Annotated in this window: 23 protein-coding genes; 4 read left to right on the plus strand and 19 right to left on the minus strand. The window is 27.5% G+C overall.

Annotation, left to right across the window (positions count from 1 at the left end; genetic code table 11):
- Positions 1 to 206: 206 nt before the first annotated feature.
- From ACWJKE_RS09905 to ACWJKE_RS09965, 13 genes are all read right to left on the minus strand, one after another.
- The gene (locus ACWJKE_RS09905; protein WP_462958760.1) at positions 207 to 992 is read right to left on the minus strand and encodes a hypothetical protein; all 786 of its coding nucleotides are present in this window, start codon (positions 990 to 992) and stop codon (positions 207 to 209) included.
- Between the two features lie 1,247 nt (positions 993 to 2,239).
- Positions 2,240 to 2,380 carry a hypothetical protein gene (locus ACWJKE_RS09910; protein ID WP_220286762.1) on the minus strand — a complete coding sequence of 47 codons (141 nt, stop codon included), beginning with the start codon at positions 2,378 to 2,380 and terminating at the stop codon, positions 2,240 to 2,242.
- Positions 2,381 to 2,546: 166 nt separating this feature from the next.
- The gene (locus ACWJKE_RS09915; protein ID WP_220286763.1) at positions 2,547 to 2,768 is read right to left on the minus strand and encodes a hypothetical protein; all 222 of its coding nucleotides are present in this window, start codon (positions 2,766 to 2,768) and stop codon (positions 2,547 to 2,549) included.
- Positions 2,765 to 3,055 carry a response regulator gene (locus ACWJKE_RS09920; RefSeq protein WP_220286764.1) on the minus strand — a complete coding sequence of 97 codons (291 nt, stop codon included), beginning with the start codon at positions 3,053 to 3,055 and terminating at the stop codon, positions 2,765 to 2,767. Before ACWJKE_RS09920 ends, ACWJKE_RS09915 begins: the two co-directional genes overlap by 4 nt.
- A 141-nt stretch (positions 3,056 to 3,196) precedes the next feature.
- On the minus strand, positions 3,197 to 3,493 hold the full coding sequence (locus ACWJKE_RS09925) for a hypothetical protein (RefSeq protein ID WP_165413325.1): 297 nt from the start codon (positions 3,491 to 3,493) through the stop codon (positions 3,197 to 3,199).
- 27 nt (positions 3,494 to 3,520) lie between these two features.
- A complete protein-coding gene (locus tag ACWJKE_RS09930; protein ID WP_216303209.1) occupies positions 3,521 to 4,681 on the minus strand; it encodes an urease accessory protein UreH domain-containing protein in 1,161 nt (386 codons plus the stop codon).
- A 115-nt stretch (positions 4,682 to 4,796) separates the two neighbouring features.
- Positions 4,797 to 5,381 carry a thioredoxin domain-containing protein gene (locus ACWJKE_RS09935; RefSeq protein WP_462958761.1) on the minus strand — a complete coding sequence of 195 codons (585 nt, stop codon included), beginning with the start codon at positions 5,379 to 5,381 and terminating at the stop codon, positions 4,797 to 4,799.
- Entirely contained in the window at positions 5,371 to 5,652 is a 282-nt protein-coding gene (locus ACWJKE_RS09940) for a hypothetical protein (protein WP_462958762.1), read from the minus strand. The genes ACWJKE_RS09935 and ACWJKE_RS09940 overlap by 11 nt, the downstream gene beginning before the upstream one ends.
- Before the next feature lie 18 nt (positions 5,653 to 5,670).
- The gene (locus tag ACWJKE_RS09945) at positions 5,671 to 6,549 is read right to left on the minus strand and encodes a PqqD family peptide modification chaperone (protein WP_216303211.1); all 879 of its coding nucleotides are present in this window, start codon (positions 6,547 to 6,549) and stop codon (positions 5,671 to 5,673) included.
- Complete coding sequence (locus ACWJKE_RS09950) at positions 6,542 to 8,002, minus strand: hypothetical protein (protein ID WP_216303212.1); 1,461 nt, start codon at positions 8,000 to 8,002, stop codon at positions 6,542 to 6,544. Before ACWJKE_RS09950 ends, ACWJKE_RS09945 begins: the two co-directional genes overlap by 8 nt.
- Positions 7,977 to 8,723: an ABC transporter ATP-binding protein gene (locus tag ACWJKE_RS09955; RefSeq protein WP_216303213.1), complete on the minus strand. Its 747-nt coding sequence runs from the start codon at positions 8,721 to 8,723 to the stop codon at positions 7,977 to 7,979. The genes ACWJKE_RS09950 and ACWJKE_RS09955 overlap by 26 nt, the downstream gene beginning before the upstream one ends.
- A 163-nt stretch (positions 8,724 to 8,886) precedes the next feature.
- Positions 8,887 to 9,102 carry a hypothetical protein gene (locus tag ACWJKE_RS09960; protein ID WP_216303214.1) on the minus strand — a complete coding sequence of 72 codons (216 nt, stop codon included), beginning with the start codon at positions 9,100 to 9,102 and terminating at the stop codon, positions 8,887 to 8,889.
- 307 nt (positions 9,103 to 9,409) lie between these two features.
- Positions 9,410 to 9,559, minus strand: a complete 150-nt coding sequence (locus tag ACWJKE_RS09965; RefSeq protein ID WP_165413317.1) for a cyclic lactone autoinducer peptide — start codon at positions 9,557 to 9,559, stop codon at positions 9,410 to 9,412.
- A gap of 174 nt (positions 9,560 to 9,733) precedes the next feature.
- Here ACWJKE_RS09965 and ACWJKE_RS09970 point away from each other — a divergent pair, with 174 nt between their 5' ends.
- Complete coding sequence (locus tag ACWJKE_RS09970; protein WP_220286767.1) at positions 9,734 to 10,336, plus strand: accessory gene regulator ArgB-like protein; 603 nt, start codon at positions 9,734 to 9,736, stop codon at positions 10,334 to 10,336.
- Positions 10,337 to 10,533: 197 nt separating this feature from the next.
- On the opposite strand, the gene ACWJKE_RS09975 is transcribed toward ACWJKE_RS09970, so the two are convergent.
- The 3 genes from ACWJKE_RS09975 to ACWJKE_RS09985 form a co-directional block, all read right to left on the minus strand.
- Positions 10,534 to 10,749, minus strand: a complete 216-nt coding sequence (locus tag ACWJKE_RS09975; protein WP_216303216.1) for a hypothetical protein — start codon at positions 10,747 to 10,749, stop codon at positions 10,534 to 10,536.
- Between the two features lie 477 nt (positions 10,750 to 11,226).
- A complete protein-coding gene (locus tag ACWJKE_RS09980) occupies positions 11,227 to 12,558 on the minus strand; it encodes a sensor histidine kinase (protein WP_462958763.1) in 1,332 nt (443 codons plus the stop codon).
- Entirely contained in the window at positions 12,546 to 13,286 is a 741-nt protein-coding gene (locus ACWJKE_RS09985) for a LytR/AlgR family response regulator transcription factor (RefSeq protein ID WP_216303218.1), read from the minus strand. Before ACWJKE_RS09985 ends, ACWJKE_RS09980 begins: the two co-directional genes overlap by 13 nt.
- 267 nt (positions 13,287 to 13,553) lie before the next feature.
- Here ACWJKE_RS09985 and ACWJKE_RS09990 point away from each other — a divergent pair, with 267 nt between their 5' ends.
- The gene (locus ACWJKE_RS09990) at positions 13,554 to 14,579 is read left to right on the plus strand and encodes a DUF3048 domain-containing protein (protein WP_220286769.1); all 1,026 of its coding nucleotides are present in this window, start codon (positions 13,554 to 13,556) and stop codon (positions 14,577 to 14,579) included.
- Positions 14,580 to 14,646: 67 nt separating this feature from the next.
- On the opposite strand, the gene ACWJKE_RS09995 is transcribed toward ACWJKE_RS09990, so the two are convergent.
- Positions 14,647 to 15,081: a hypothetical protein gene (locus ACWJKE_RS09995; protein WP_253198191.1), complete on the minus strand. Its 435-nt coding sequence runs from the start codon at positions 15,079 to 15,081 to the stop codon at positions 14,647 to 14,649.
- Positions 15,082 to 15,652: 571 nt separating this feature from the next.
- Here ACWJKE_RS09995 and ACWJKE_RS10000 point away from each other — a divergent pair.
- The gene (locus ACWJKE_RS10000; protein WP_165413311.1) at positions 15,653 to 16,780 is read left to right on the plus strand and encodes an ABC transporter ATP-binding protein; all 1,128 of its coding nucleotides are present in this window, start codon (positions 15,653 to 15,655) and stop codon (positions 16,778 to 16,780) included.
- A complete protein-coding gene (locus ACWJKE_RS10005) occupies positions 16,780 to 18,372 on the plus strand; it encodes an ABC transporter permease/substrate-binding protein (protein WP_462958764.1) in 1,593 nt (530 codons plus the stop codon). The genes ACWJKE_RS10000 and ACWJKE_RS10005 overlap by 1 nt, the downstream gene beginning before the upstream one ends.
- 73 nt (positions 18,373 to 18,445) lie before the next feature.
- Here ACWJKE_RS10005 and ACWJKE_RS10010 read toward each other — a convergent pair whose 3' ends face one another.
- Positions 18,446 to 19,921 carry a 4Fe-4S dicluster domain-containing protein gene (locus ACWJKE_RS10010; protein ID WP_462958765.1) on the minus strand — a complete coding sequence of 492 codons (1,476 nt, stop codon included), beginning with the start codon at positions 19,919 to 19,921 and terminating at the stop codon, positions 18,446 to 18,448.
- Positions 19,922 to 20,155: 234 nt separating this feature from the next.
- Positions 20,156 to 20,281, minus strand: coding sequence for a cob(I)yrinic acid a,c-diamide adenosyltransferase (locus ACWJKE_RS10015; protein ID WP_216303237.1), 126 nt, complete (start codon positions 20,279 to 20,281; stop codon positions 20,156 to 20,158).
- Positions 20,282 to 20,362 lie beyond the last annotated feature (81 nt).

The following is a 20,362-nucleotide window of genomic DNA, read 5'->3' on the forward strand; positions in this document are numbered from 1 at the left end:
GGTATTTAGACGTATCTCAATGGTTCTTGTTTATCATCACTAACCCCAAAAGTAATTAGATCTTCTTAGATTAAAGTCAAGGTGTTAGTTATTAATTATTTTTATGTAACCTTATTAATCAGCAAATTTTGTAGCATTTGCAGCTAATTAGTAACTAAAAACTAGTCACTACGTTCCATTTTTTATAATGGGGTGAGATGTCCGTTCTAAAGAATATATAAATTCCTAAATTGTTCAAATAATAATTTTTCTAATCTACTATTTACAATAGATGATTTAGGAATTGAGTTTAAAACCTCATTATAAGTAATCTCGTTAAGAAAATATTTTGTTCTACTAATAATGTATTTTTGATAAAAATTTCTCTTATTAGAACTATTTCTTATTAACTCAAATATTTTTTTTGCCTCTTCTAATTTTCCCTCTTTAATTACCATATATATAACAATTACATTTATATATTCAAACAGATTTCCATTTAAATATTTTATTTGGGATAACTTTTCTATTAAATTCTCCATGTTTTTAATTATATTTATATTAAAACCATCAATACTATTAATTAATACATAATAAAGTATATATGTCTGTAAATTTATTTGATTTTTATTATGGCTGATGTTGTGGAAAAATTTATCTTCCATATTTAATTCTTCACATACATCATTAGCATATTTGTAAATAAACAGATTCTCCTCATTAATATTTTGCTTTTGATTTGATAATATATTATTATAGTAAAATAAAGTTGATACGGCAAACACTTTATCCTTGTATAGCCTATAAGACATTATCCCATCACTAAATAAAAGAGTAAGACCCCCTATTATCATTGACATAACACCAAAAACTTTAATAAACAAATTTGGAATATAATAATTATATATTATATTAATTATGATTCCCAATACTGAACTTCCAAAAGAACCGGCCAAAGTTATAAATATAATTTTATTTTTTTGAATTTTAAAATCAGTTTTATTTCTAAGCATACTTATTTCAGGTAAAACAAAACCAGGCATGTATTCTTTAAGCTTATATCTATTTTTATATTATATTTATCTTCATTTTTATAAATTTTAATTGGATAAGCATCAAGACAATATATATCCAATCCTATTAATTTCAAAGCCAAAAAATGAATTAGCTCGTGAATTATGTTCGTTAATAAAAAACTTATAATGATATATATAAACACTAAACTCATATGTTCCCCTTTTGTAATTTATTATTATATGCTAACCAGAAGTTATCTCTTTGCTTAAATCAACTTCCCGTTCTATTAAATACATTATTATCTATATAATTTGCTTTCACAGACTTCTATTGTAATATGATTTAGTCAAATTTCATAAAATGCTTTTACTCATCGTGCCTGCTCCCTTGCTTGACTTCGAATACTGATTTCCATAATATATATTAATAGCTTACTAGCGAAATTAATGGTTATATTTCCAAGAGAAATTACCACTCATTTGGTGTTAGTATAATATTGTAGACACTAAAAACCGAACACATTAAAATATAAATATGATAAGGATGTGTTTATAATTGCAAGAGGTCAAAAACAATATACAGCTTTATTCAAAAATACAATAGTAGAGCTATCTAACTCTGGAAAAAAGCTTAGCAGGGTTAAGCAGTGAATATTCCCTATCAAAATCAACAGTAACAGATTAGATAAATAAAAGGTCAATAAACCATAAAAATGATACATAGTAGCATTGGATATATTACTCCCCAACAGAGTGAATATTTGGCTAAATACTCTGCGAGCTCTTTAATATTTAGATGATAATACGTTTTTCTTGTTTTAGGTCCATATTCGGTGATCTCATTTTCTGTATAAATATTAGTATTAATTTTTATCCTACCCACATAAAACACTTCTTGAGCATTAATAAAACTCTGCCACACCTGTTAAGGCCTAAAGTCTTTGCGATAGTAATTCCACCTATATTTTCTTCTAAATACATATTTACAGTGTTTAGATTAACTTTAACTTGATAATTTCTTTATTTTTTCAAAAAAATCATTCCATAAAATGAATTTTACAACTCTTTTTTAGTTGTGTCCATTCAATAGGGTGATACCAACTATGTTAAATGTTTTATCTAGGTGATTACTTCTTCCCCCTTAGGCTTGTGCCCGCATCCATGTTTTTACAGGCACCTAACAATTCTACACCTGTTAATCCTTTTTTTAACAACACCGTAAAAATCTACTTATAAAAAACATATCAGAAATAATAAAAAAAGCTATTAATTAAGACTATTGATGTGCCTAAAAGTAATACTACCGCCAAAAATAAATTACTTCCATTAGTTGATAATTTTGAGAGTATAGTGTCTTGTTTAACAAAGTCCTTGAATATATTCATTTATACCCACCTTTTTTCTATTACTTTTCGAATATAATTAATGTTGTATTTGTTTTGTAGATTTACGAAGCCTTCCACTTCTAAACTAAGTATCGTTTTATTGGATAGCTTTTTTGTAAAATAAGGGTAATACCGTTTAAATTCACCCATAAAAAACACCATAATTCTACTTGCAAAATTCTTTATAGCTTTTGATTACAGCGCAAATAAATTTCAAATTAACTACAAACAATACTAAAAACATAAAAATTTCTAATATGCCTTCTGGCCAAAAGCTACTAATATTAAATTGGATAATTGAAATTATAATTAAACAAGGAATATATTTTCTAACATTAGCTGCATAATCGGACATAGCAAATTCATAAAATTTATTAATGATTTTCAAAATCTCACATCCATTTCCCCTACATATTTTCCAAACTTAATTTGCAATGATTTTTCTTCAATTTCTTCCTTATTCTTGTTTAATATTTTCGTTGCAATTAAAATACTTTCTTTTAACTGTTTATCAATATTATAATTTTTATCAATAAACTCTAAAACTCTTAGTTTATACTGAAAAACTTTAAATGCCATTTGTATGTGATTTGTCACAAAAATCATTTCATTTTTATAATCATCCAATTTCCTGATTTCTCCACCTAATGACAATCCATTTCTTTCTTCATTCAAGTTGATATCCAAAAGAATAGAAATTAATATCAAAAGAAAAAAGATGAGTAATCAATAATAATTAATGATTACTTATCTTTTTTAAAAGAAATTAGTTTATTGGTATATTAATTAATAAAAATACACATCAAATATGTCATACTACAAGTAAATGCTTTTAGCATTTCCAATCTTCTCAAGAAGACGTTTCAAAATTAATGGAAATTCACCTAATTTTATCTCTTTAACGCCAATGTTATCTTTTTCTTGAAAAAAGTCTTCAATTTCATAATATATTTTTTTTGTAACTGCGCTTTTATGTAAAAAACAGGGTTCTGAATCATTGAAGTATTCAATACTTTGCTCAATAATAATATTCTCTGCAACTGGTAGTTTATAAAGATTACCCTCATATAAAATGCAATTATCATTATCTGTTATTTTAATATTTCTCGGCATTTAATAAACTCCTTTATATTTACTATATTAAATTATAAAAACTATAAATAAACAAAATAAGAACATCACTATTGCGGTTAATAGTTTTATTAAATACATTTTCTCTACAAGGAATGATGATACTTTGAACATATCAGTCCCTTTATCAATAATAAATACGATTATAATTGGTGGTATAATAAATACTAAATCATATAAGAATAAATAAGAAAAAGCCTTAAGAGAATAAATGCTATTTTTTTGTATCATGTAACTTATACTTGCAAGATATACTTGTCCTGTACATAAAAATTCTCCTAATGAAATAACTACACCTAATAAAAAACTTATAATAACTAATATTTTCCCACTTTTATTTTCCAAAAATCTTTTTATTACATTGTGATTAAAACGTCTAACTTTTCTTGGGAGTTGATTTTTAATTTGTCCAAATTTTTCTTTTCTTGCTTTTAAAAAATCATTTACATTCAAATAAATAATTATAGCAGAAAACAATATAAATATTTCTTTCATTATTGTATTATATATTCCTATATTTATTTTAGATAGATATGTGTATAAGACTGAACCTATTAATAAATATGCTATAAATTTACCTAAAATAAAACTAAAACCAAGCTTCTTTATTCCAACATTTTTGACACTAATAAGTGAGAGAAAAAATAAGAGCATGGATATAGAGCATGGGTTAAGTCCATTAATAAATCCTGTAAATATAAAACCTAAAATATCATAATTGAATGAATTTGCATTTATCTGAATTCCCTCCAAAATAGGTGTTTCCTTAACCTTCTCATTCTCATTCTGTAATATTTCTCTTATTATAGACTTTATTTCAGACGGCTCTTTTATATATCTATCTGATACGAATATAATTGGTGCTCCTCCAGTCTCTTTATTTAACTTATATTCATTATTATATCTAACAAGCATCTCATAATTTTGACTTTTACTTATATCATATTTATATATCTTAATATTTTTATGTTCTTTCTGTAACTTATTTAGTTCATCTTCAAACTTATTGCATGTATTACAAAGAGGCACATTGAAATAAATCAAATTTAACTCATTAGTCTTTGCATGAATTGTGTCGACCATTAAGAAATTAATGGCAAAGAATATTATTAGTAAAAATAATATTCTACAGTATCTTTTTACTACTTTATTAATATTCATACTTCTCATATTTTAACCTCACTTGGATTATTTATTATTTCAATTTCACTATGAATATGATAAAGTTCCTACTATTTATTTACGATTAAAACATCTAATCATAATTCCACCACAATTTATTTTCCTAATTGGAGTTTAATATATCTTCTACAATTCTTTTAAATTCGTCTTTTTTATAAATACCAACCATTTTTTCATTACCTACATACATTGTTGGTATCGTATTAATCTTGAGATAGTCTATTTCTTTCTTTATTTCCTTGTTATCATCTTTCCTTTTATTATATAATTTCTCTCCTAAATATGACTTTAAGTACTGCTCTGATTTTGGACTAATATACTTTTCTTTTTCATTGAAGATCTTTCCAATCTCTTTATAATCCTCTGTACTAATTTTAGGAATATTTAAATGCATATTTTCATTAACAGTCTTAAATATTAAAACAACCTTTTTATTAGCTATGTATTCTAATAGGATTGGCTCAATATTTTCATTCATTTTTTTACAATCTGGACAATTAAAGTCCGTATACTCAATTATCTTAACAGGTGCCTTAATATCACCAAAAACAATTCCAGCATTAGATATAGTCTTAATATCATCTTTTTTACTTAAACCCTCAGATCTATTTATAAAAATACCCATAATCACTAATAGAACTAAACTTATTGTAATGACAACACATTTTTTCTTTCTTTTAACCTTCATTTTTCCTTAATCCTTTCAATAAAATATTAAATATTATTGATAAGACAATAGTCGCCAAAAATACAGCCAAAACTAATAATAAAAATGTAGTCTTTATATTAAACGTATAGCCATTGTTTCCAATTTTAAGAATCTCCATTGTGTTAAAAAGGATTTTACCACTTTTATTACCAAACATTTTAAGAAAGATTAAACTCATAGCAGTTATAGGTAAAATAATTATACTTAAAACAGCCGCTAAACCATATGTTTTTTCACTAATTTTTATCATATTAATCTCCCCTAGTATCTAAATTATTTTTTTATTGTATATCATTAAGAATATATAGTTAAGAATATTTTTACCATCACCTGTAAATGGTAGTAAATGTACTAATTGAATAACAAACATTCCCGCAAAAATATTGATATACACAGAATATTGCCACTCTTTAAACATAGTGAAACTAATGATGTACATTAAGACTCCTAAGATTCCAGGAATTATTGATCCTGATAAGGCTATAATAATATTGTTCTTAGAATTAGTTTCTGCCGGTCTTACAAATCTCACTCCCAATGGACTTACCCCTAAAAATCCTATATTTTTATTTTTCTTTTTTATCCATAAAGAATACATATGAGATAATTCATGTATGTTTGTGCTCAAAATTAATCCAACAAAAGCGATCAAAAATCCAAATGCTACTCCCGAAGCTAAACTATCACTAATTAAAACTACACTCAATATGTATAGAACTAATGTCCATATAAATAATATTCCTATTTTTTTAAAAATCACATTATTAATACTATTAAATACAGAAAAAAAGTTGCTGTTTTTTATAGTAACTCGTTCTTTATATCCTTTTTTATATTGTGCAATAAGATTTATAAATATTTTTTTTATCCTTATATTGGTGTCATACTTCCAGTTTAAAAGATAATTTTTATTTAATTCATAGAATAAATTATTTATATCATTATATAGAACATCATAATCGATCTTGATTTCTTTGTTTAAATATTCTGTAATCTCACTTACACTTTTAATTCCATCAACTAGTAATAATATTTTATAAGCCGTTTCATTTATTGGAATATCAGCATGTAGATTATGATCAAATATGTGATCTTTATTAATCTCAATATTTTGAGGTATATATGGTATTCTTTTTAATTTATTCATATTTTATCCTCCATTTGGCCACTAAATAAAAAGCAGTAAATAATATAATTGTAAGTACTACCGCCACAATTATCAAAGACATATTTGTTGTAATTATTTGATTTAATATAACTACTATAGGAATCATTGTAAAAAAGAGAATAAAAAAAGCAAATACACCCATATAAGGGTTCTTGTTATCTACTGGAATTAATATTCCTAAAATATATAATGATATTATTGAACTAATAACTATTGGAATGCTAATCAATACTTGATATATATCCATATCAATTCCTAGTATTATTATAGTTATAAGTAGAAATAAACCATATCCGATAATACATAATCCTATTGCCTTTGAAATCAACACCTTTAACAATTCAACCCCATTAGCTTTATACATTATAAAGTAATTATTTTCATTTCCAAAGGAGTTTAGCGCCAACATACTAGAAACTAAACTTACTATCCCTATTATCATAATATTCGGCTCTAAATTTCCCAATTTAAATCTTACTAAAATTGACAATAGCAAAAAAATTATTATATTTATGTAGTTTTCTTCATTTCTAATTTGAACTTTAACTTCTTTTATAATTAATGATCTATTAAACCCCTTTGACATAGGCAGAAATTTTAATATTTTAGAAGAGTTGTTATTCTGAACTTTTTCATAGCAAAATAAAGTGCTTAAAGCTAAAAATGCAGTAATTAAGATATAAATACTTATTCTTAAATAGCTTACAGAATTAAATGCTGCAACCTTTACTGATTTCATAAGAACTCCACTAATTAAATAAAGTATATTATAATCAAATTTAGTGTATGAAGATAAAATCCCTTCCACCGAAAAATTTTCTATAAAATAATAAAATACTGACATTAGTAAAATTAAAAGCGTTATAAGCTTTCTATAAGGGAGTCCAATCATAGATATAATAAATATACAAAAGTCATATATTATTGTATTTAAAAAGAATACAAAAGTAATTTGTATAATAAAAGCTAATATACTGGCTAGCAAAAAACCTCCCTGTAAATCATTCATAACCAATGAAGGTACAACTAATAAAGTATTTATAAACAATTCGCTGACAAATACAACAAAAAATATTGGAAGCTTGTATCCTAAATTCCTTTCGAATGTAGTAAGCGGAAACCAATTTAACTGCATTTCAAATTCACCGCGTTCTTGTATTACAGATTTCACCAATACAAATAGTGCCGTTGTTACCACAGAAATATTTACCAATATACCAGAAAACAATAAATATAGTGACCTAGTATCCCCATTCACAAACATTACTATTATAGGATTTACAACACAGTATCCTGCTATTACGGATAATAAGGTAATAAATAATAAAAATGAAATTACTCCTACAACCTTACTTTTAGTATTCAATATTTTTGCTAAACTTCTCTGCCATATTTTAAAAATTAATTTACAAATTATTAATGACTTCGTCAATTTTATCACTCCTACTTTTATCAAGAGATGCTTTAATAAAAACTTCTTCAAGTGAATTACAGTTATATTCTTTTTTTAATATATTACTAGTATTTTCTGCAACTTTCCTCCCTTTTGAAATTATTACAATTCTATCACTCAAACTATCAGCTAAAAGAAGATCATGAGTTGACATTAAAATACTTTTTCCATCTTTCAAAAATTTTCTCAACATTTTTTTTGTTGTTATTATCGATTCTACATCTAATCCTCTAAATGGCTCGTCTAACACCATCAATTTGCCTTCTAACATAAATGCTGCAATTAATTGAAGCTTTTTCTTCATTCCATGTGAATAATTTTTTATTATTTGCTCCATAGCTTCTGCCATATTATATATTTGTACAAGTTTTTTAATCTTTTCGTCATTTACATTTTGATACATTGATTTTACGAAGTTAATATATTCTTTACCTGTCAAAGACTCAATAAGTAATAGTTCGTCCGGTACATATGCAATATATTCTTTAAATTTCTTAGTATTATTTTTTTGACCGTATAAAGACAAAGTCCCTTTGGTTGGAGAAATAACTCCAAGTAAACAATTAATTATTGTAGTTTTTCCAGAACCGTTTGGACCAACAATTGAAACCAATTCTCTTTCTTTTAGTTCTAAATCAAAATTTTGAATGCCCCAAAAATTATTTGAATATTTTTTACTAAGGTCTTTAATTGATAACATAATAAAAGTTCTCCTCCCTAAATAGAATATTGTTTTTGTAAAATTTTATTTTGCAATCAACTATAAATTTAAATGAAACTTAGACAAGCTTATTATCCATTATAGGCTTGTCTAAGTTGAAGAATGATGCAATAAAATAGCTTTTTTATTGCATTTTATTCATTTAATAACATTCAAATTTGACTTTTAATCCCCATTCAATTATGCTATAATCTCCAGTGAAGCCACTGTAACCATTAGCAAGACACCACACTGACATACCTATGAACCATGTAACACCAATTACTAGTAATACTGCCATAAATACTATAATCCACGCTTGATCTTCAGTATATTCAACTGAAGTACAGTCAATTTTCGGACATAAATAAGTTTCCATACAACACCCCTTTTTTGTGGTATTGTCAAAAATATTAATCTATCTTTGACTTACCCAATTTTATTTTAATAATTTATATAAATAACTTGCTTCCAATTCAGGATTAGGTATTTTAGTTTCGCGAGAACTAAAATACCTAATCAAAAGAAAGGAACAAGATATCATCATGATTAATAATTCTTCAATTCAGTCAATCGTTTACATACAAAATAATTACTACCCTTATTTCTCTACTACCACATTATAAACCTTTAAGGGTTGTCCTTTTAATATTCTTACCTAAAATACAAACCCATACCAAATCTCTTTATAATTTTTTATCAACCTTATATAGTGATTTAGGCATCTTACATTCATTAAATGACCAAACTATACACATTGATGATGAAGCTTTCGCCACTGCCGATACACCAGAACAAGTTATTGAAGCTACTTTTTCTAATATTAAATTTTTCATTTTTCCACCCCTTATTATTAAGTTATCCTATTGCTTTACTTGAATTACCATGATATTATTTTACCATATTGTGATTGCTTAATTCTACATTTTTTCCTAAGATGGGCTTTTTTGCACGTGAAATGTAATTAATATTAATTTTTATCAATAAATTATTGTTTAGGGTGGCGTTATATGAATATAAATGAAAAATTAAGCAACTTATACATGGAATTTGTCAAAAAAAATTTAGATAAGACAGAGGAAGAACTTGAAATACTCCATTATGGCACTCAAGTTATATTAATTAGTATATACAAATTGATTATTCTGTTTGTAACATCATATTTTCTTAAAGTATTCACCTATACATTAATAGCATTTATAGTTTTTGGCTTCCTTAGATCTTTTGCTAATGGCGTTCATGCAGACTCTAGCCTAAAGTGTATTTTTTTAAATTATATAATTTTCTTAGGAAATGTGTTTTTAAGTCTAAATTTCACTCTAAATAGAACTTCAATAATTATCTTATTTTTAATAAGCTTAATTTTAGTTGTTAAATATGCTCCTGCCGATACAGCTGAGCGTCCCCTTGTAAGCAAAAAATTAAGAAAAGCTTTAAAACTAAAATCTATCGCTGTTGTATTAATTTCGTGTTCAGTAAGTCTATTATTACCAAATTCAATTTATAAAAATATAATTATTTATTCCATCTTCCAAGAATCCTTTTTAATTACTCCCTTTGCCTACTTTATTTTCAGAAAACCTTATAATAACTATAAAAATCTGCAACTTTAAAGCACTAATTATTAACAATAATTAGTGCTTGTGTAAAAACGAAGTTATCAATACTAATATTTAAATATACATTATTATATTTTTAATTCTAAATATCCTTACAGTATCCAAATATAGATTATAAATAAATCTTAGACAAGCCTAATTATAAGCTTGTCTAAGATGTTGCAATAATAAAATAAATTTATTATTACATTTTATTTACATTCAAAATTGACTTTTAATCCCCATTCAACTATGCTATAATCACCAGTGAATCCCTTGTAACCATTACTAACACACCACACTGACATGCCTACCATCCATGTAACACCTACCGCTAGTAACGCTGCCATAAATACTATAACCCACGCTTGATCTTCAGTAACTTCAACTGAAGTACAATCTATTTTTGGACATAAATAAGTTTCCATAAGACACCCCTTTTTTGTGGTATTGTCAAAAATATTAATCTATCTTTGACTTACCCCATTATATTTTAATAATTTATATAAATAACTTGCTTCCCGCTCATGATTTGGTATTTTAGTTTCGCGAGAACTAAAATACCTAAACAAAAGAATGGAACAAGATATCATCATGATTAATAATTATTCAATTCAGACAATCGTTTACATACAATGTAATTATTAGTCTATTTCTATAGCACTAAATCCAAACTTTTAGCACAATCTTATAAACCCTTTTTCCTCAGTTCTTCTATCGATTTACTTGAATTACCATGACTTTATTTTACCATGTTTAATTATTTGATTCTACATTATTTCCTAAGTTGGGCTTTTTTGAGCGTGAAATGTAATTAATATTAATTTTTATCAATAAATTACTCTCTTAGACTTCTTTATTTTCAGAAAATCAAATAATGACTATGAAAATTTACAACACAAGAACTAATTATTAACAATAATTAGTTCTTGTGTAAAAACGAAATTATCAATACTAGTATTTAAATATACATTATCATATTTTTCATTCAAAATATCTTTAACAGTTTTTAAGCCTATTCCTCTATTGACGCCTTTTGTTGAAAAATTTTTCTCGTATATTTTATGAATAGATGCAGTATTTTCCGGGCAAGAATTTTTTATAATAAATGTAGTACTATTATTATTTTTATATACTAAAAATTCAATAAATTTGTTATCGCATAATATCGCAGCTTCTATTGCATTATCAAAAACAATTCCGATAATCCTACAGATATCTATTAAATATATTGATAATCCATTAACATCGTCCACAATCTCTATTTTGACTTTTATGTTTTTTGATTGAGCCTTAATAATTTTAGAAGAAAGTAGTCCTTTCAACGAATCAATTTTTATATGCATAAGTGATGTATAAGATCGATTCTTTTCCAATATTTTTTTACTTTCAGGCATTAATTCTTTATAATAGAATTCCTTCAACCCTTTTATATTTTCTGACTCAATATATGCCCCTATTGTTTGGAATATATTAATTTGGTCATGTCTAAAACTTCTTAAGTCATTTGAAAGATTTTCTAAATTTATAGTATATTCTTTAAGATGGGCCAATTCCTTTTCTCTGTAATCCCATTCTAAATCTTTTTTAATACTTTCGTTATTTGTATGAGTTAATATTAATATCACAATAAAATAGCTAATTATCAAAAAAAGGTTTAATGAAATAAAAAATTTATTAGGCTTATTAAATATCATTTTTAATGATAAAGAATAAGAATATATAGAAATAAGTGATATTACTACAGTGGAGACTAAAATAGAAATATTTTTTGATTTTATATTCAAAAAATTTTTAACATAGTTATTTTTTAAAACTTTACATGAAAATTTACTTAGAAAATAACATACTATTAAGATTAATAAAGCTGTTAATAATTTAATTTTAGGATTATTTAGTATATCACAATATTTAATTTTTAAAATAAAAACTAAGATAACCCCAGTAACAGCATCACCAAAAGCAAAAATCAATTGTATAAAAATAGAAATTAATAGAGCATAGTATACTTTTTTAAAAAGTATATATAAATATATACTCATTATTATTGTTGTAATAGGAATTATCAACTTGTTTTCATTATAATTATTCAATAATACAATTATAGAAAATAAAACACTATTAATAACTAAAAGGTTTTTTTTAGTTATTTCCATATAACTTATATTAATCATAATAATACCAAAATTTAATGCAATAATAAATATATATAATAACTCCATTATCATATTAAACATTTTTTAATTAATCCTTTTAGATATAATGCTGAACTATAGCAGATTTCATCATTTATCATATAGATAGTTTTATTTTTTTTATCAAAAAACTTAATTTTGGTGGTATTAACTATATAAGATCTGTGACATTTATAAAAATATGATGGTAATTTAGCTTCTAGATCCTTCATTTTTCCATAGAACTCAAAATGGCCATTAGTCGTATGACCCCTTAATTTATGACCAATATCTGCTGTTTCAAAGAATAGGATTTCATTAAATAGAAAGTTTTCAATCCTATTCACTAGATTTATTGAAATGACTTCTTTTTCTTTAACATTAACATTTTTATAATTATTGTAGGCTCCACTTAAGCATTCTGAAATGCTGCTTTTAAGAGCCTCATCATCAAATTTTAAGATATAATCAAAAGCTCGTACTTTATATTTAAATGTTAAAAATGATAACTCAGCATGTGAAGTTATAAAAACAATATATCCTTTTGTATCATAATTTCTTATCTCTTTTGCAAGGTCTATTCCATTTGATTTAGTGCCTAAATCTACATCTAAAAAGTAAATAAAGCTTTTTTCTATGTTGTTCTTAAGATGATTAACTACATCTTTAGAATTATCAGCTGATAAAACTATCTTTAAATCAAGCTTTAAATCTATTAATTTATTTTTTATAATACATTCAATCTTTTCCCTTTGCATCTCATTATCTTCACAAATAATTATATCAAGCATTTTAGCACCACCTTAATAAGAATTCAAACTAAAACTTATAATAATATGACAATTTACATTATTATTATACCATTTCCAACAAAAAAACACTACATTGCTAATTAGTTACATGAGCTATGCCCGCGGTGGTTTTTATGAGCGAATTTAATCCTCCTATGGCATTTTTAGTTTTTATATTATTCTATATACACAATATTTCGAATAGATTAAAATAGAGGAATGAATGTAATGACGTTTTCCTCTAAAATTAACTAAGGAGATGTTGCTTTGAAAAACAAATCTATACTATTATTTTGTATAATTATTTCCATAAGCTTTATTTCGCAGGGTTGTAGCAAAAAAGCTGAATCTATTGCTACGCCAAAGCAATCAAACCCTAAAAAAACAGAATCAGCTGTAAAGACCTCACAAAAGTACTTCTCTCCTTATACGGGTGAAGCGGTAAAAAAAGAACTATTAGATAATATTGCTGTGCTTGTGGTAGTAGAAAACTCAGTAGCTGCAAGACCTCAATCGGGTTTGAATGCTGCGGATATAGTTTATGAGACCATGGCTGAAGGTGGCACACCTAGATTCATTGCATTATTTCAAAAAAACAATGCTGAAAAGGTTGGACCAATTAGAAGTGCCAGGCCTTACTTCTTAGATATTTCAAAAGAATATAACCTGCCCTTTGCTCATTGTGGTGGAAGTTCGGAAGCTCTTGTTAAAATAAAAAATGAAAACTTGATGAGTATGAATGAAATGACACATGCTTCTACTTATTGGAGAGATTCGCTGCGAAAGGCTCCTCATAATCTTTATACCTCCACAGAAAAATTAAGAGAACTTGTTAAAAGAAAAGATTTTGTCAAAGCTCCTACTGTAAAATTAAAATTTGACAAAGGCTATTGGGATAACGCTAAATCACCGAAAGCTATAGATGTACTTTTAAAAATAAACAAAAATTACAACACTGGTTACAATTATAAGGATGGGCTTTACCTCAAAAGCATGGATGGAAAATCATCAACTAATAAAGAGAATAAGCTTCCACTAGCATTTAAAACCATAGTGGTGCAAATCACCTCCATTAAAAAACAAGCAGATGGACAACATTTAGACATTTCTCTTGTAGGTAAGGGGGATGGTTATGTTATTAGTAATGGTAAATTTATAAAAATGCATTGGGCTAAAAAAGATGCCACTTCGCAAACACTTCTAACTGATGAGGGTGGTAATAATTTGCCATTAAATCCTGGAAAAACTTGCTGGAACATTGTAGATAAAAATACCATTGTAGATATTAATTAAATTATAAGGTTAGGCGAAAAAAAGACTTGCCTCGTATAATGAGACAAGTCTTTTTGTTGTATTTCGATTAAGCTTTTTGAATTTTTCCATCAATTTCTTCCTGATTAATTGTTTCTACAATATATTCCTCATCAAAATATTCTTCATCAATATCTTCTTCAACAATATCATTACAAACCTCAGCTTTAGTTAAGCATATTAAACATTTTGAAACTTTTTTGTTTACTACACCCACTCCTAATAGAAGAAATGCGATACCTCCATATATTGCAACTGGTTCAAATATTCCTGGCAACAATTGTGATGGCACTAACGCATCCCTTACAGTAGCGGCAGAATAACCCTGAGCTACAGCTTGATTAAAGTTAGTTCTATATAAGAAAACATTATTAACTAATAATGCAACTCCCATAATTGCAACAACTGAAGCGACAACATACAAAGTAATTGAAATAGCAGATTTTCCTGATTTTTTAGACGCATTTTTTGCTTTGATTTTCATAGTAATTCGTCCCCATTTCCGCCATTAAAGGCTATATTATAATTTCGTTTTAATACTGATATTATTTTTCAGCACTTCTGCTTCTTTTAATAATAGTAACAAATAATTGTTGCATTTAAGTGTCAATATTGTGAACAATTTATAACTAGGGTTTCCAAGTTTTAAACCCATCCTCCATTAATAATACATCTAAGTGTTTTGAAAGAGATTTCCACTCACTTTTTAAACAATGATATGCTTCTTTACCGTCATCACTTAAAACGTAAAACTTACGTGGGCGACTAAAACAAACTCGATTTGTACTACAAAAACAAAATATAAAATGTTTAAAACATAAATAGCCTATATTCGGCCCCTATAAAAGACCATATAGCCAGTAATGGTACTATTATCTAGCATATGTTCCATTTTTATCCGTATATCACCTATACCCCAATATTGACAGACCTGTCACATTTATTCTCAATTTATGGAGTTTTGTAAACAGACAATCCTATGATACCATATAGGTTGTTAGTTTTAATTAATAAAATTTGACTGACATTCTATTATTTTATTGAGGAGAGGTTATATGTTAGAGTTTAGGAATATAAGGAAGGTTTTCAAGGGCAAAACCGTAATTAACGACATTAGTTTTACTGTAAATAAGGGAGAATTTGTAGTTATAGTAGGACAAAGTGGTTGCGGTAAAACCACAACCTTAAAATTGATTAACAGGTTAATTTCACCAACATCAGGGAGCATACACTTGGATGGTAAAAATATATTAAAGGGTGATACAATTAAGCTACGACGGAATATGGGGTATGTCATACAGCAAACAGGACTTTTACCACATATGACTGTAGGAGAGAATATTGGAATAATACCAATGCTGGAAAAATGGCCAGAAGATAAAATACTTGACCGAACAACTGAACTTTTAAAGATGGTAGGAATGAAGGCAGAAGAGTATGTTGATAGATATCCATGTGAATTAAGTGGAGGTCAGCAACAAAGAATTGGGGTAGCAAGGGCCTGGGCAACAAATCCAGATGTAATTCTTATGGACGAGCCTTTTAGTGCCTTAGATCCAATTACGAGAAATCAGCTTCAAGATGAATTGTTTAATCTTCAGCAAGAGTCTAAAAAGACAATAGTTTTCGTAACTCATGATATGGATGAAGCCCTTAAGCTCGGTGATAGAATTTGTATTATGAAGGACGGAAACATTGTTCAGTATGATACTCCAGAAGAAATTTTAAATAATCCTGCTAATGATTTCGTTAAAGAATTTATAGGTAAAAATAGAATATGGCAGCAACCAGGGTTTATAAAAGCTAGGGATATTATGATTACAGAGCCAATTACAACTAGTGGCAACAGAACAGTAGTCCAAGCTTTAGAAATCATGAAGGCAAACAAAGTGGACAGCTTGTTAATTATTAATAAAGAAGATAAGCTGGAAGGAATCATTACAATAAAAGATATTATAAGGAATTATATAGGTTCTATAAAGGTAAATACTATTATGGGCACAGAAATTAAAACCGTTAATTTAGATGACTCTTTAATAGATATATTAAATCTAATGAATGAACTTAAAATTGGATATGTTCCAGTTGTAGATGACAGTTCTAAATTAGTTGGATTAATTACTGAGAGTAGCTTGTTGATTGTTTTAAGCAATCAGTATATTAACCAGGAGGATGATGAATAATGGGCATATTAAATGGAATAGTTAGTTTTAAAGACTTTGTAGTTTCAAGGCAGAGTCAAATAATAGATTTAACACTTCAACATATTGAATTAACCGTATTTGCTGTGGTTATAGCCATAATTATTGGAATCCCTTTAGGTATATTAATATCTAGAGTTAAGAAGTTATCGGGGCCCGTTATAGGTCTTGCGAATTTAATACAAGCAATACCTAGTTTAGCTTTATTAGGGTTTTTAATACCAATACTTGGAATAGGTAGTACGCCAGCAATACTTATGGTATTTTTATATTCACTACTTCCTATTATAAAAAATACCTATACTGGACTTATGAATATAAATCCAGATGTAATCGAGTCATCTAAAGGCATGGGTATGACAAATAAACAAGTACTTAAATTAGTTCAATTACCACTTGCGTTCCCAGTAATTATGACTGGTATAAGAATATCAGCAGTTACTGCTGTTGGACTTATGACAATTGCAGCATTTATAGGTGCAGGCGGACTTGGATATATGGTATTCTCAGGTGTGCAAACGGTAGATAATAATATGATTCTAGCTGGAGCAATTCCTGCATGTTTATTAGCACTGTTAATGGACTCTATTGTAGAGAAAATTGAACAAGGGGTAACACCTCCAGGAATCAGAAAAGCAGATGGAACAATTAAACTGTCTAAGAGAAAAAAACATAAGTTTAGTAAAACGCAAAAAATCATAGCTAGTAGTTTAGCTATGATACTGATAGCTAGCGGTGTGTATATGTCCACTAAAAAGACTGACACTATTGTGGTAGGTTGTTACAACAGTTCCGAACAAATTATATTAGGTAATATACTAGCAACACTAATAGAAAAAAATACAGATATCAAAGTAGAGACACATTTAAATTTAGGAGGATCAGGCCTCGCTTATTCTGCATTAAAAACTGGTGAAATAGACATGTACCCTGAGTATACTGGAATGAGTTTAGTCGGTATTATGAAGAGGTGCCCAATTAATGATCCAGCTAAAGCTTATAAAATTGTAAGTGATTATTACATTAAAAACTACGGTATAACTTGGCTAAAACCCCTTGGTTTTAATGATACTTATACATTATCGGTAGGACAAGACACTGCTAAAAAATACAATCTAGAGACCATTTCAGACCTTGCAAAAGTAGGAGGCGAGCTTAATCTCGGTGCTACATTAGAATTTTGCAATAGAGCAGATGGTTATTCAGGATTAACTAAAGTATATAATTTGAAATTTAAAAGTGCTAGCGCGATTGATGGAGGACTTCGGTATACAGCCTTAGACAATAAAAAAGTAGATGCTATAGATGCTTTTAAAACTGAAGGGTTATTAAAGTCATATAACCTTAAGGTTTTAAAAGATGATAAAAACTTCTTCCCAAATTATGATTGTGTACCCATAGTTAGTAGTAAAACTCTTGAAAAACATCCAGAACTTAAACCTTTAATTAATAAATTAGGCGGCAAGATTACGAAAGAAAAAATGATAGACTTAAATTATAAAGTTGATAAGCTTTCCGAAGAACCAGCAAAGGTTGCCGAAGACTTTTTGAGGGAAAATAAATTGATTAAGTAGTATATAAAGTTATAGAATATCTTTTATAAGAAGAGGTATAGCAAAATTTTGCTATACCTCTTCTTATAAAAGATTATTTAGACATGAAGTTTTTACCACGGTGCATATCAATTTCCTCTACCTTTATTACTTTGAGTGAATCGCTAGCATCTTTTTCTAACGCTAATTTTCCGTACTTATTTACTTCATTTTTATCTCGTGAACCATGTTTAAGGGATGCTGCTCCACCTATGCATCCACCAGAACAAGCCATTCCTTCTATGAAATTGCCGTTTGATCTATTAAATTTCAATAATTTCAAGGCTTTATCACATTCAATAAGGCCGTCACAGCTAATAGGTTTAAACTCAACTGAAACATTTTCAGCATCAACTAAGTGTTTTACTGCTTCGGTAAGACCACCAGCTTTAGCAAAAATCCTTCCATAATAAGAAGCATTATTCAAAGGAAGTTCTTCACACTCTTGAAGCTCTATTTCAAATGCCTCAAGCATTGCCTGAAGTTCTTCAAAAGTCATTACATAATCAGTAATGCCTTTTATATCTGATTGCTTTATTTCCATTTTTTTAGCCGTACAAGGTCCAATAAATACAACTTTAGCTAAAGGATCTGTATTTTTAATGAGCTTAGAAATTGCTATCATCGGAGAAACTGTGCTTGATACATGTTTACCGAGCTCTGGGTAATTTTTCTTGATATATGAAACAAAAGCTGGGCAACAAGAGCTTGTCATAGTTTTGAGCTCCTCGATAGTTTCTATAAATTCTTTTGTTTCATTTTGAACTACCATATCTGCACCAATAGCTGCTTCTACGACATCATAAAAGCCCATTTTTTTTATACCTGAAAGTACTTGACCAATCTTAACATCGGTAAATTGACTAGCGATTGCAGGGGCAACGACAGCATATACATGCATATTTTTATCTTCTTTTGATTTTATTAATGCATTAGTAATATCTACTACTGATGATTTATCCATAATTGCACCAAAAGGGCATTGATAAACACAAGCACCGCATTGTATACATTTATCATTATCTATTACTGCTTTTTTATCTTCATCAATACTTAATGCGCCTGCACTGCAAGCTCTACGACATGGTCTCATAACATCAGAGATTGCGTTGTACGGGCAAGCAGCTTCACATTTGCCACATTCAATACATTTTTCTGTATCAATGTAAGATCTACGATTTATAGAGTGAATTGCATCCACAGGGCATACTTGAATGCATTTGTGTGTTAAACAACCTCTACAAGCTTCGGTAACCGTGAATCGTTGTATGGGACATTCATCACAAGCAATACTTATTACTTCAATAACATTTTTGTTTTTTTTACATCCGCCCATTACAAGTTTTATTCTTTCCCCAATAATTGCTCTTTCCTTATGAATACAACAACGAGTTCTTGCTTTAGGGCCTGGAACAAGAACCTTAAATAGATTTCTACCTTCTTTTTTTAGAGTTCCTTTAATCGCAAGTTTAACTACCTCTGTTATTACCTCATATTTTATAAGTTGTATATCATTATCAAATTGCTTCAAATTTATCACTTCTCCTATTTTTATAATGTAAAGTACGAATATCAAATTCTAGACACTTTTAAAAACGTGTAAAAGATATTCAATTCCTATTATCGAGAATATATATATGTATTGTTCCTAATAATTGGTTTTAGTTACATTAAAATAATATCACTATGTTAAGAAATCAGCAAGTGGGCCCCTCAAGTACCCACAATACCTTTCCTCGACAAAACACCATTGCTATAATAAGTTCTAAACTTCTGGTTTATTTTTTATTAATTCCAATATACATTCTATATCCATAAATTTAAAATATAATTCTATAGTAAGCTCATCTAATACAACTACATCATATTCATTATTTTGTTTAATCCTTATTTTTTCTGAGTGCTTAGCAAGTTAAATTTAAACGTAATATGAAATATGTAATGAAATTGTAATAATTCTGTAATCTCTTAA

Source organism: Clostridium sp. CM036, assembly GCF_055081135.1.

Excerpts from the sequence above, each read along its gene's own strand:
- ACWJKE_RS09905 (WP_462958760.1), bottom strand. The coding sequence starts at position 992 with ATGCTTAGAAATAAAACTGATTTTAAAATTCAAAAAAATAAAATTATA.
- ACWJKE_RS09910 (WP_220286762.1), bottom strand. The coding sequence starts at position 2,380 with ATGAATATATTCAAGGACTTTGTTAAACAAGACACTATACTCTCAAAA.
- ACWJKE_RS09925 (WP_165413325.1), bottom strand. The coding sequence starts at position 3,493 with ATGCCGAGAAATATTAAAATAACAGATAATGATAATTGCATTTTATAT.
- ACWJKE_RS09930 (WP_216303209.1), bottom strand. The coding sequence starts at position 4,681 with ATGAGAAGTATGAATATTAATAAAGTAGTAAAAAGATACTGTAGAATA.
- ACWJKE_RS09935 (WP_462958761.1), bottom strand. The coding sequence starts at position 5,381 with ATGAAGGTTAAAAGAAAGAAAAAATGTGTTGTCATTACAATAAGTTTA.
- ACWJKE_RS09940 (WP_462958762.1), bottom strand. The coding sequence starts at position 5,652 with ATGATAAAAATTAGTGAAAAAACATATGGTTTAGCGGCTGTTTTAAGT.
- ACWJKE_RS09945 (WP_216303211.1), bottom strand. The coding sequence starts at position 6,549 with ATGAATAAATTAAAAAGAATACCATATATACCTCAAAATATTGAGATT.
- ACWJKE_RS09955 (WP_216303213.1), bottom strand. The coding sequence starts at position 8,723 with ATGTTATCAATTAAAGACCTTAGTAAAAAATATTCAAATAATTTTTGG.
- ACWJKE_RS09960 (WP_216303214.1), bottom strand. The coding sequence starts at position 9,102 with ATGGAAACTTATTTATGTCCGAAAATTGACTGTACTTCAGTTGAATAT.
- ACWJKE_RS09965 (WP_165413317.1), bottom strand. The coding sequence starts at position 9,559 with ATGAAAAATTTAATATTAGAAAAAGTAGCTTCAATAACTTGTTCTGGT.
- ACWJKE_RS09970 (WP_220286767.1), top strand. The coding sequence starts at position 9,734 with ATGAATATAAATGAAAAATTAAGCAACTTATACATGGAATTTGTCAAA.
- ACWJKE_RS09975 (WP_216303216.1), bottom strand. The coding sequence starts at position 10,749 with ATGGAAACTTATTTATGTCCAAAAATAGATTGTACTTCAGTTGAAGTT.
- ACWJKE_RS09980 (WP_462958763.1), bottom strand. The coding sequence starts at position 12,558 with ATGTTTAATATGATAATGGAGTTATTATATATATTTATTATTGCATTA.
- ACWJKE_RS09985 (WP_216303218.1), bottom strand. The coding sequence starts at position 13,286 with ATGCTTGATATAATTATTTGTGAAGATAATGAGATGCAAAGGGAAAAG.
- ACWJKE_RS09995 (WP_253198191.1), bottom strand. The coding sequence starts at position 15,081 with ATGAAAATCAAAGCAAAAAATGCGTCTAAAAAATCAGGAAAATCTGCT.
- ACWJKE_RS10000 (WP_165413311.1), top strand. The coding sequence starts at position 15,653 with ATGTTAGAGTTTAGGAATATAAGGAAGGTTTTCAAGGGCAAAACCGTA.
- ACWJKE_RS10005 (WP_462958764.1), top strand. The coding sequence starts at position 16,780 with ATGGGCATATTAAATGGAATAGTTAGTTTTAAAGACTTTGTAGTTTCA.